10 protein-coding genes are annotated in these 10,993 nt (G+C 43.5%); 7 read left to right on the top strand and 3 right to left on the bottom strand.

The annotated features are described in order from the left end of the window. Positions 1–144: 144 nt before the first annotated feature. Positions 145–747, bottom strand: coding sequence for a Crp/Fnr family transcriptional regulator (locus EWV66_RS17330; protein ID WP_052277170.1), 603 nt, complete (start codon positions 745–747; stop codon positions 145–147). 271 nt (positions 748–1,018) lie between these two features. Continuing rightward, the gene (locus EWV66_RS17325) at positions 1,019–1,657 is read right to left on the bottom strand and encodes an LON peptidase substrate-binding domain-containing protein (protein WP_002765437.1); all 639 of its coding nucleotides are present in this window, start codon (positions 1,655–1,657) and stop codon (positions 1,019–1,021) included. 448 nt (positions 1,658–2,105) lie between these two features. Between EWV66_RS17325 and EWV66_RS17320 the strand changes: the two genes are divergently transcribed. Continuing rightward, positions 2,106–3,647 carry a ferredoxin--nitrite reductase gene (locus tag EWV66_RS17320; protein ID WP_052277169.1) on the top strand — a complete coding sequence of 514 codons (1,542 nt, stop codon included), beginning with the start codon at positions 2,106–2,108 and terminating at the stop codon, positions 3,645–3,647. 249 nt (positions 3,648–3,896) lie between these two features. Here the strand turns inward: EWV66_RS17320 and EWV66_RS17315 are convergent, their stop codons facing one another. Further along, the gene (locus EWV66_RS17315; protein WP_287108303.1) at positions 3,897–4,931 is read right to left on the bottom strand and encodes a PstS family phosphate ABC transporter substrate-binding protein; all 1,035 of its coding nucleotides are present in this window, start codon (positions 4,929–4,931) and stop codon (positions 3,897–3,899) included. 383 nt (positions 4,932–5,314) lie between these two features. Between EWV66_RS17315 and pstS the strand changes: the two genes are divergently transcribed. The 6 genes from pstS (at position 5,315) to pstB (EWV66_RS17285) (ending at position 10,816) form a co-directional block, all read left to right on the top strand. Next, positions 5,315–6,436 (top strand): phosphate ABC transporter substrate-binding protein PstS, encoded by a 1,122-nt coding sequence (gene pstS / locus EWV66_RS17310; RefSeq protein ID WP_287108301.1) that lies wholly within the window; start codon positions 5,315–5,317, stop codon positions 6,434–6,436. Between the two features lie 91 nt (positions 6,437–6,527). Continuing rightward, on the top strand, positions 6,528–7,487 hold the full coding sequence (gene pstC / locus EWV66_RS17305; RefSeq protein WP_151696972.1) for a phosphate ABC transporter permease subunit PstC: 960 nt from the start codon (positions 6,528–6,530) through the stop codon (positions 7,485–7,487). 391 nt (positions 7,488–7,878) lie between these two features. Next, positions 7,879–8,772, top strand: coding sequence for a phosphate ABC transporter permease PstA (gene pstA, locus EWV66_RS17300; RefSeq protein WP_002760018.1), 894 nt, complete (start codon positions 7,879–7,881; stop codon positions 8,770–8,772). A 200-nt stretch (positions 8,773–8,972) separates the two neighbouring features. After that, positions 8,973–9,776 carry a phosphate ABC transporter ATP-binding protein PstB gene (gene pstB / locus EWV66_RS17295; RefSeq protein WP_052277164.1) on the top strand — a complete coding sequence of 268 codons (804 nt, stop codon included), beginning with the start codon at positions 8,973–8,975 and terminating at the stop codon, positions 9,774–9,776. Beyond that, on the top strand, positions 9,754–9,957 hold the full coding sequence (locus EWV66_RS17290) for a hypothetical protein (RefSeq protein WP_287116017.1): 204 nt from the start codon (positions 9,754–9,756) through the stop codon (positions 9,955–9,957). The genes pstB (EWV66_RS17295) and EWV66_RS17290 overlap by 23 nt, the downstream gene beginning before the upstream one ends. Positions 9,958–10,018: 61 nt before the next feature. Further along, the gene (gene pstB / locus EWV66_RS17285) at positions 10,019–10,816 is read left to right on the top strand and encodes a phosphate ABC transporter ATP-binding protein PstB (protein WP_287108293.1); all 798 of its coding nucleotides are present in this window, start codon (positions 10,019–10,021) and stop codon (positions 10,814–10,816) included. Positions 10,817–10,993 lie beyond the last annotated feature (177 nt).

The raw sequence follows: 10,993 nt of genomic DNA, 5'->3' as shown, positions 1-10,993 counted from the left end.
TGGGGCGAAAGTCTGTGGACTCTGTGTAAGACAGTACATGGTTTTTTAACTGTGGTATGCGACGGTGGTGGAAGCAGAAACTTAAATCGTGAGGTTTAGGAATCGCCGCACTTTTAGGGGGGCGAGGATGTCAACAGGACTGAGTTAATCGTGAATGATTAAATGGCGATCGTGATCGCTGCTCACCGCTCCCTGACGCTGAAATTCGCCTAATAAACGCGTCACCGTTACCCTTGTAGTACCGATAGCATTGGCGAGATTTTGATGGGTTAAACGGATCTTTAAACGACTGCCTTGGGCGATTGGTTCTCCCATTTCCCGCTTTAATAGCTGTAGTAACTGCTGGAGACGTTCCTCGACTCGTTTGATTCCTGCGATCGCAAGTAGGGATTCCGTTTGTTGTTGACGACGGATCATTTGATTTAACATCATCCTGGTTAATTCCGCCGAATTTTCCACTTCGGCGATCGTGTACCACTTTAGGTACAGTTCCGACAAGGCTCTGGCGTGATAGGATTCCAGATGGGTCAAATTTAAGCCAAAAAAGTGGGATGAATGAACCCAGCCTAGTAAAATTTCCTCCCCACTCTCAGATACTTGACTTAGTTGCGCCATACCCCGATAAACTTGCCAGACTCCATCAACCACCAGAGGAATATTTTCCCCGCGATCATAAAAATGGAGCCGACGACTCTCGCTATAGTCTTCTCGGAAGGGTGAGGAGTTGGGATTATAGGTCAGCAACATGATCAAAGTTCTCCTAGGTGAGGGGCTAACAATTTTAACCCCACTCTACGGTATCAAGGTAAACATTAGGTAATCCCCAGATTAACAGTTATCATTTATCAGTTATCAGTTATCAGTGGGTCAGTTATCAGTTCACTGATTACTGTTCACTGTTCACTGAAATAATACTAAATCCGTTGAGTAACGCACAGAAAACGGGTTTCTCGGAGAAACCCGTTTTCTGCTCATGTCCCCCATTTCCCTCTCCCGCAGCTGAAAAACCTACAGATTATTAATTTAAAGCATCTTTAAGAGCCGTGCGAGCGGCCAGATGATTGCGGGTTGAGGTGAGAATTTCCGATTCTCGTTGGAGACGACTGACTGTATCGAGCATTTCTAATAAAGCTTGTTGTTCCCCGGCCACACCGTAGAGATTACCCGCCACCCAGTAGGATAATTCCAGGGGAAGACTAGGCAAATCGTCGGGGAGTTCAATTTTTTGAGCGGTTAATTTGGCTGATAGATGGACCACATCCCGCAGCAGTCGATCCACTTCTTTGGCCAGAGGTCGCAGATCTTGGATGGTGGGGACATCTTCAATCCACTCCACCAAACCGACACGATAGGGTTTTTCCCGGACGTATTCTAGGACACGGAAACGCTGTTGACCGATGGTGAGAATTTTTAAGCGATCATCCGGGAGACGTTGACAACGGACAACTTCCGCACAACTGCCGACTTTAGCGATTTCTCCCGTGGCTGGATCTACCATTAAGACCCCAAAACGGCGATCTTCTTCCAATATCGTATTCATCATAATCCGATAGCGAAACTCGAAGATGTGCAGGGGCAGAGGACGACCCGGGAATAAAACAACTTCGGGTAGGGGAAAGAGAGGTAATTCTCTAACGGCAATGGAAGAAGTGGCCATAGGTTTAGTAAAAAAAAACCGATCTTTTCTTATTTTTACACAATACCCCCTGAACCGCTAGGTAAGGGCAAGAGACTCCGAGCCAGTATTCAGGAGTCGGGAGATTGCCTTTATTTATTCTCCCCACACCCCACACCCCACACCCCACACCCCACACCCCACACCCCACACCCCACACCCCACACCCCACACCCCACACCCCATCTCAATGCACTTACTGCATGATATAAATCCTTAAACACGATGGTTAACGGATTTCTGTTACAAACAATACAAAATTATCCAAGTTAAAAATAATTAAATAACAAATAGAGACTAGGTAAATTACTAAATTTTTGCTAATGACGACGGTATTTTAAAGAATACTTATTGTTAAATCCCGATTTCTTCATTTCTAACCCGCACCAACTAGAACAATTACACCCACAAACCAAAAGGAGATAGATTCGTGGTACAAGCACCTGAAAAAGATGGAACAACTCTCAATAAATTCGAGAAATTTAAAGCAGAAAAAGACGGATTAGCCATTAAAGATGAACTAGACCATTTTGCCCAAATCGGTTGGGAAGCGATGGATAAAACCGATTTAGAATATCGCTTAAAATGGGTGGGGGTCTTTTATCGTCCCGTCACCCCGGGCAAATTTATGATGCGTTTGCGGGTTCCTAACGGCATTATTAGCAGTGAGCAAATGCGCGTTTTAGGGGAAATCGTGCAGCGTTACGGCGATGATGGTAATGCCGATATTACTACTCGTCAGAACCTACAATTACGCGGTATTCGCATCGAAGATCTTCCTGATATTTTCCAACGACTAAAATCCGTGAGTATGACTTCGGTACAATCGGGCATGGATAATGTCAGAAATATTACCGGTTCACCCATGGCAGGACTAGACGCGGATGAATTAATTGATACCAGGGAATTAGTCCAAAAAGTCCAAGATATGATTACCAACTGCGGTCAAGGTAATTATCAATTTAGCAATCTGCCCCGCAAATTTAATATTGCCATCGAGGGGGGACGGGATAACTCGGTTCATGCGGAAATTAACGATATTGCCTTTGTTCCTGGCTATAAAGAGGGAGAATTAGGCTTTAATGTCGTGGTGGGTGGCTTTTTCTCGGCTAAACGCTGTGAAGCGGCAATTCCTATGAATGTTTGGGTGAGACCGAATCAGGAAGTGGTGGATTTATGCCGAGGAATTTTGGAAGTTTACCGCGACAATGGATTGCGCGCCAATCGTCAAAAATCCCGTTTAATGTGGTTAATTGATGAGTGGGGAATCGAGGAATTCCGCACGCGGGTGGCTAATCACTTAGGTTATGCCTTGGCAACGGCCGCCGAAAAAGACGCAATCGACTGGGAAAAACGGGATCATTTGGGAGTTTTTCCGCAAAAACAGGAGGGATTGAGCTATATCGGTCTTTGTGTTCCCGTTGGTCGTCTATTTGCCGATGATATGTTCGATTTGGCCCGGATTGCCGAAGTGTATGGCAGCGGAGAATTGCGTTTAACCGTGGAACAAAACGTGATTATTCCCAATATAGCGGCTGAAAATATGGCGACTCTTTTAACCGAGCCTTTACTGGCTAAGTTTACCCCCAATCCCACTCCTTTACAACGAGCGCTCGTTTCCTGCACGGGGGCGCAATTCTGCAATTTTGCCCTGATTGAAACCAAAAATAAGGCTGTGGACTTGATTAGTCAGTTAGATGCCGAATTAAATATCCCCCGGGGTGTGCGTATGCACTGGACTGGTTGCCCTAACTCCTGCGGACAACCCCAAGTGGCCGATATCGGTTTGATGGGGACAAAAGCGCGCAAAGACGGCAAAACCGTGGAGGGAGTTGACCTCTACATGGGGGGTAAAGTGGGTAAAGATGCTCACCTGGGAAGCTGTGTACAAAAAGGGATTCCCTGTGAAGACCTAAAATCGGTGTTAACTTCTATCCTCATCGAGCAATTTGGGGCGACACCGAAGGGTTAATTAACAAGTTTCTCGATGTAGGGTTGATTCATGAATCAACCCTACCCAAACCCCCCGTTGGGGGCGTGGCGCGGTCACTGAGCCTGTCGAAGTGCCGCCCCCAAACCCCGGAGCGCATTAGTTTTTCGGTGGGATGCTTACACGCAGCTGCTGACGCATCTGTAATAATTTAAGAGTCACTCCCCTTGCAGGAGTGCCTGTCCTGATATGTAGCCTATAGTCAACGGATTTAGTATCAGATGGGAATCGTTACTTCGCTTCAAATTGAGCTTGTTTACGAAGTAATTCCCCGATGGTTAAATTGGGTTGGGGTCGGCCATCAAAAACCGTTCCTACCTCAAATTTTTGCAACTGTACCCTTGCCAAATGATAGGCCTCATCGGGTAGGGGAATATAACCAATACTATCTAATAAATTGGGAACTCGATCGAGATAATATTTAACAAATTTCTCTAAAGCGGGATTCTCTTGGGCTTTTTGGGCATTAACATAGATAAACAAAGGACGCGATAAAGGCTGATATTTACTATCCTCGACATTGCCGCGAGTTGGTTCAATACCGTTAACTTTCAAAGCTTTTAATTTATCCCGATTTTGTTCATAGTAAGCATGGCCAAAATAGCCTAAAGCGTTGGCATCTTGACTGACGGCATTAACTAAAGCTTGGTCATCTTCACTAAAATTAAAGTCCCCACGACTGGCATCTTTGCCGTTAATTACCTCACTAAAAAAATCGTAGGTTCCGGAGTCTTTACCCGGCCCATGAAGGGTAATCGGTTGGTCGGGCCAAGCGGGATTAATTTGATTCCAACGTTTGATTTTATTCTCGGCCGCTGGTTCCCAAATAGTTCTTAATTCTGTGGTGGAAATATCATCAACCCAGTTATTTTGGGGATTGACTACCACGGTTAAAGCATCAAAAGCGATCGGTAGTTCGATAAATCTTACCTTATTAGCATCACATTCTTTTAATTCTTCCACAGAAATTGGTCGAGAAGCATTATTAATATCCGTTTCTCCCGCACAAAATTTTCTAAAACCACCGCCGGTTCCTGAAATATTAGCGTCAACTTTAACATCAGCCAAAGCTTTGTGGGGAGGATTGGCTTTAAAATCTTCGAGAACTTTATCGGTAATTGGTGCTACGGTACTCGAACCATCGATTTTAATTGGTTTTAGGTCTTGAGGATTAATATTGGCACAAGCGGGGAAAAGTAGAGCAGTTCCTAGTATGGTTGCCACTACTTTGGTGGGACGAGATAGCTGAGTAAAGATTTCTAGCATAGGTGTCAAAAGGAGAAAGTAAAAACGGGTATTGGGGAGACTTTTCAGTTATCACTGGGGAAGTAGGGAAGTGGGAAGAAAAAAGCTGAGGGATGATGGATAAAAACCTTAATCTTTTCTTTGTTGTTTTTACGTCACTATAATGGTAGGGAAAGAGAAACCCCCTATCTAGACAGGAAAAGTTAGTGGCTTTACCCGCGACTTAAAACTAATGTTTAGTCAAAACAAATGGTAAAAGAAGTGGAGATTTTTGTCTAGTTATCGAGAAAATTTTTATTGACAATACATTACGTTCTTTTATTCACTTCTTAACCTATTCTTTACCAAGCAGTGGTAAATTCTAGCGTAAGATTTAAGGCAGTTTACGGATCAAAATTAATCCTATGCTCAACAAAAATAGAACCCATTTACTAACATCCTTATCCCTAGCGACTCTAACAGCGACTTTAACCGCTTGTGGTGGCGGCGATACGGCGGGAACCAGCGGAGAGGGAAGCAATAGAATCGCCCAGGTTCCTCTGCAAGGAGAGGTCGCCCTCAATGGTGCGGGCGCTTCTTTTCCTGCACCCCTATATCAAAACTGGTTTGTCACCATCAATCAACTATTTTCTAAACTGCTAATTAACTATCAATCTACCGGTAGCGGGGCGGGAGTCGAACAATTTATCCAAGGTACGATCGATTTTGGCGCTTCCGACGTAGCCATGACTGACGAAGATATGGCCAGAGTTAGCCGCGGGGTTTTACTGCTACCGATGACGGCGGGAAGCATCGTTATGGCTTATAATTTGCCCGGAGTAGAAGGGCTGAAACTAAGTAGGGAAGCATATGTAGGCATCTTTTTAGGCACGATTACCCGTTGGAACGATGCCAAAATTGCCGCCGATAACCCCGATTTAAAACTACCCGATGAAGAAATTACCGTAGTTCACCGGGCAGACGGTAGCGGAACAACGGGAGTTTTTACCAAGTTTTTAAGCGCCGTTAGTCCCGAATGGAAAAAAAGCATCGGGGAAGGAAAAGCCGTACAATGGCCGACCAAAAAAGGTAAATTTCTTGGCGGTAGAGGCAATGAGGGTGTAACTGCCCTAATTCAACAAAATCAAGGCTCGATCGGCTATATTGAGTACGGTTTCGCTAAAAATAATAACCTGCCCATGGCCGCTCTACAAAACCAGGCGGGTAAATTTGTCGCCCCCGATGAAACCAACGCCGCTGCTACCCTCGCTAACGTTGAACTGCCTGAAAATTTACGCGCTTTTATCGTCGATCCGCCGGGGGAAAATTCCTACCCCATTGTCACCTATAGTTGGATGTTAGTTTATAAAAAATACGACGATCCCCAAAAAGCTTTAGCAATGGAGGCGATGATCGAATTTGGACTTAACCAAGGACAAGAACAAGCAGCTCCCCTTGGTTATATTCCCCTACCGAAAAACGTCCGGGAACGAGTAGCCGCCGCTGCCGATGTCATCTATCCTGATTACACGATCAAGGTGGATTAGTCGCCGAAAAAATGTATTCAAAGTTACAATACTGTAGAAAGGTCAATTTCGACCTTAGCTACCGCAAACTAGCTGGATTTAAACCCTAATCATGAGTGCGCCCACAGTTTCACCCGACTCAACTTTTAAAGAACGTCCAGAATCGGAAAAAATCCTCGATAAAGGCTTTGTTGGATTAACTACCGCCTTTGCCATCGCTATTGGGGTAATTTTGCTCCTAATTGCCCTAGTGATTTTTATTCGGGCTTTACCGGCGATTCAAACCTTTGGTCTGGGATTTTTGACCAGTAGTGCTTGGAATCCCGTGCGCGGTCGCGAAGAATTCGGAGTTCTGCCCGTTATCTACGGAACTCTCGTTAGTTCTCTGATTGCCCTCCTGATTGCTGTTCCCCTCGGCATCGGTTCAGCCATTTTTTTAAGCGAAGATTTTATCCCCTTAAATGCGCGGACAATTTTGGTTTTTCTCGTACAACTTTTGGCCGCTATTCCCAGTGTTGTTTACGGATTATGGGGTATCTTTGTATTGATTCCTATCCTCAGACCCCTTGGTAACTGGTTAAATGCTAATTTTAGTTGGATTCCTCTGTTTAGTACTCCTTTAGGGGGTCCTGGAATGTTACCGGCGGGGGTTATTTTAGCAATTATGATCCTGCCGATTATTATCGCTATCTCTCGTGACTCTTTGGCCGCTTTACCGCCGGATTTGCGGCAAGCTTCCCTAGGTTTGGGGGCCACCCGTTGGGAAACGATTTTTCGGGTCTTAATTCCTGCCGCTTTTTCTGGGATTGTTGGGGGGATTATGTTAGCTTTAGGGCGCGCTTTAGGGGAAACCATGGCAGTAACGATGATTATCGGCAATTCTAACCGCATTAGTGCCTCTATTCTCGCCCCTGCTAACACGATCGCTTCCTTATTGGCTAACCAATTCGCCGAAGCATCGGGAATGCAAGTATCAGCTTTAATGTATGCGGGTTTTGTTCTCTTGGTTTTGACCCTAGTAGTCAATATCTTCGCAGAATTAATCGTTAATCGCGTCAAAGCTAAGTATTAAGCCGTCGGTCGTCAGTTATCAGTTATCAGTTTTGAGTTTTAAGTTTTGAGTATTAAGTGAGCAGTTTGTATTAAGTGTTCATCATCAAATGGCAGTTTACTGCTGTCTTTTCACTTTTCACTGTTTACTAATCACTGATAACTGATTACTGTTCACTGATTACTGATAACTGATTACTGTTTAAGTAGCTGGTTATAATTAAATTAAAAATGGATTTTAGCTTCGATCCTCCCTTAATCCCCCCTTAATCCTAGGCTTGATTCATAGTAGGGTTGATTCATGAATCAACCCTACCCTTAATCCCCCCTTGATAAGGGGGGTGTCTGACAACTTTTAACACCTACCTACTTACTGTTCACTGATTACTGATAACTGATAACTGATTACTGATATGGATAGTGCGAATTTAGGCAATAATCTCAAAAAGAAACCGAGTAGTCCTCGATCGCTATTGGGGACAATTATGACCGTCCTATCGGGTTTATGTTTAGCCGTAACCGTGATTCCCCTCTTTGCCGTCCTAGGCTTCGTTTTTGTGCAAGGGGTGGGCCGTTTAAACGCCAATCTCTTTACCAAATTACCGCCACCGCCGGGGTTAGGAGGAGGAGGCATCGCTAACGCCATTTTAGGGACAATTATCGTCGTCGCCCTGGCCACAGCGATCGCAGTTCCCATTGGCGTTTTAGCGGCGGTTTATCTCTCGGAATTTAGCGGTGATAACAAACTTGCCCAGGGTGTGCGCTTTGCTACCAACGTTCTAGCGGGTGTCCCTTCGATTATTGTCGGGGTTTTCGCCTACGGTTTGCTAGTTGCCCCCTTATTTGGCGAAGGAACAGCCCTTTTAGGCTTTTCTGCCCTGGCTGGTTCGATCGGTTTAGCGGTGTTAATGTTACCCACTATTATTAGAACCACCGATGAGGCTTTAAAAATCGTTCCCCAAGACATCCGCTGGGCAGCCATGGGTTTAGGGGCCTATAACTACCAAACCGTCCTAAAAATCGTCCTTCCTGCCGCAGTTCCCGCTATTTTAACCGGTGTGACTTTAGCAATTGCTAGGGCTGCCGGGGAAACCGCCTCCTTAATTTTTACGGCATTATTCTCTAACTTTTGGCCTCGGGGTGTCTTTGAACCGATTGCCACCCTTTCGGTCTTAGTTTTCAACTTTGCTACTGCCCCTTTTGCCCCTCAACAGCAATTAGCTTGGGCAGGTGCTTTAATTCTGGTGCTTTTGGTGTTGTTAACTAACATTTTATCCCGTTTAGCCACGCGCCAGAAAACCTATTAAGTCAAGGAAAAAGAACGTAGGTTGGGTTGAAGCATGAAACCCAACGCCCGCATAGTTTACGCTCCCGCTAACCCATCCTACAAATAATTGTGCCTCTCTACTTAAGTCAGGGAAAAAGTGAAAAGCAAAAAGGGATATTTAAGTAAAAATCCACCTATCTTTCCAATTCATCAATTAGTCAAATTCAAGGGAAATAATTTATGCTAACTAACTCTAACCCCCATTCTACAGGAACCGTTTTAAAGGTCGATAAGGCTGATATCTACTATGGTAATTATCGGGCAGTACGAGACGTTTCCATCGATATTCCCAAAAATAAAGTCACCGCTTTTATCGGACCCTCTGGCTGCGGAAAAAGTACCATTCTCAGGTGTTTTAATCGTCTCAATGATTTAATTCACGGTTTTCGTATTGACGGCAAAGTTTTTTACCATAACCAGGATATTTACTCTCAAGAGGTGGATCCTGTCGAAGTCAGAAAATATATCGGTATGGTGTTCCAGCGCCCTAATCCTTTTCCCAAATCCATCTATGATAATGTGGTTTACGGAGCGCGATTAAATGGTTATAAAGGCGATTTAGATGAATTAGTAGAAACTTCCTTGCGTCGAGCAGCTCTCTGGGAAGAAGTAAAAGATAAACTGAAAGAAAGCGGTTTTTCCCTATCGGGGGGACAACAACAAAGATTATGTATTGCTCGAACTATTGCCGCTCAACCAGAAGTATTATTAATGGATGAACCCTGTTCAGCACTTGATCCAATTTCAACTTTAAAAGTTGAGGAATTAATGCACGAATTAAAAGAACGTTATACAATTATTATTGTTACTCACAATATGCAACAAGCTACTAGAGTAGCAGATTTAACGGCCTTTTATAACGCTGAACCCACCGATAAAGGTGGCAAAATTGGTTATTTAGTCGAGTTTGATCATACGAACAAAATCTTCGGTGATCCTCAAGAACAAGCAACTAAAGATTATGTTAGTGGACGTTTTGGCTAAATCCAGTTATCAGTTATCAGTTATCAGTATCAGTTATCAGTTATCAGTTATCAGTTATCAGTTATCAGTTATCAGTTATCAGTTATCAGTTATCAGTTATCAGTTATCAGTTATCAGTTATCAGTTATCAGTTATCAGTTATCAGTATAAAGTGGCAAGTTTGGAGTTTTCTTTTCACTGATTACTGTTTACTGTTCACTGGTCACTGAAAAAAACACCCAACACCTATTCCTTTGAAAATTATGTATAGTACCGATGTTGTTACCGATGCGGTTTTGAGAACCAAAAACTTAAATGTTTACTACGGTTCTAATCTCGCTGTTCGTGATGTTAACCTTGATATTCCTGAGAAAAAAGCGGTCGCTTTTATCGGTCCTTCTGGCTGCGGTAAAAGTACGGTTTTGCGCTGTTTTAATCGCATGAATGATCTGGTTAAAAGTGCCAAAATTGAGGGAAAAGTTACCTTTCGCGGTCAAGATATTTATGGTAATTCCGTTAATCCTATCGGGTTACGCAGTCGTATTGGTATGGTTTTTCAGAAACCGAATCCTTTCCCTAAATCTATCTATGAAAATATCGCTTTTGGGGCGCGCTTAAATGGTTACATCGGCGATATGGATCAATTAGTAGAGGAATCTTTAAAAAAAGCCGTTCTCTGGGATGATGTTAAAGATAAACTCAAAGAAAGTGGTTTAGCTTTATCGGGGGGACAACAACAAAGGTTATGTATTGCCCGCGCTATTGCGGTTAAACCGGAAGTTGTTTTAATGGATGAACCCTGTGCGGCACTCGATCCAATTTCTACCCTAAAAATTGAGGAATTAATTCACGAATTAAAAACCCAATATACTATAGTTATTGTCACCCACAATATGCAACAAGCGTTGCGGGTTTCTGATTTAACGGCTTTTTATAATGCTGAACCGACCCCAAAAGGCGGTAAAGTGGGTTATTTAGTGGAATATGATCGCACCGAGGTTATCTTTCAAAATCCTGCTCAAGAGTCCACTAGAGATTATGTTAGCGGTCGTTTTGGTTAATTACTTTAGTCTTTTTGAGATCAATTATCGGGATGAGTTAATCAACTTGTTCTGATTTTGGCTCTTCTGGTTTTCGTGTGTTAATTTTTGTTATGAATTAAAGCAAGCAAACAGCTTAAGTCGAAGATGTTCAAAATTGGTAAATCCATAACTCATTCTTTTAATAAGCTTTATTTT

Origin of the sequence: Microcystis sp. M_OC_Ca_00000000_C217Col (genome assembly GCF_007095585.1) — a bacterium.
Taxonomy (GTDB): Bacteria; Cyanobacteriota; Cyanobacteriia; order Cyanobacteriales; family Microcystaceae; genus Microcystis; species Microcystis panniformis.
The sequence above is the reverse complement of the archived record's forward strand: the minus strand, read 5'-3'. Positions and strand labels throughout refer to the sequence as shown.

Excerpts from the sequence above, each read along its gene's own strand:
- pstC (WP_151696972.1), top strand. The coding sequence starts at position 6,528 with ATGAGTGCGCCCACAGTTTCACCCGACTCAACTTTTAAAGAACGTCCA.
- EWV66_RS17325 (WP_002765437.1), bottom strand. The coding sequence starts at position 1,657 with ATGGCCACTTCTTCCATTGCCGTTAGAGAATTACCTCTCTTTCCCCTA.
- EWV66_RS17315 (WP_287108303.1), bottom strand. The coding sequence starts at position 4,931 with ATGCTAGAAATCTTTACTCAGCTATCTCGTCCCACCAAAGTAGTGGCA.
- pstS (WP_287108301.1), top strand. The coding sequence starts at position 5,315 with ATGCTCAACAAAAATAGAACCCATTTACTAACATCCTTATCCCTAGCG.
- EWV66_RS17330 (WP_052277170.1), bottom strand. The coding sequence starts at position 747 with ATGTTGCTGACCTATAATCCCAACTCCTCACCCTTCCGAGAAGACTAT.
- EWV66_RS17290 (WP_287116017.1), top strand. The coding sequence starts at position 9,754 with ATGTTAGTGGACGTTTTGGCTAAATCCAGTTATCAGTTATCAGTTATC.
- pstB (WP_052277164.1), top strand. The coding sequence starts at position 8,973 with ATGCTAACTAACTCTAACCCCCATTCTACAGGAACCGTTTTAAAGGTC.
- pstA (WP_002760018.1), top strand. The coding sequence starts at position 7,879 with ATGGATAGTGCGAATTTAGGCAATAATCTCAAAAAGAAACCGAGTAGT.
- pstB (WP_287108293.1), top strand. The coding sequence starts at position 10,019 with ATGTATAGTACCGATGTTGTTACCGATGCGGTTTTGAGAACCAAAAAC.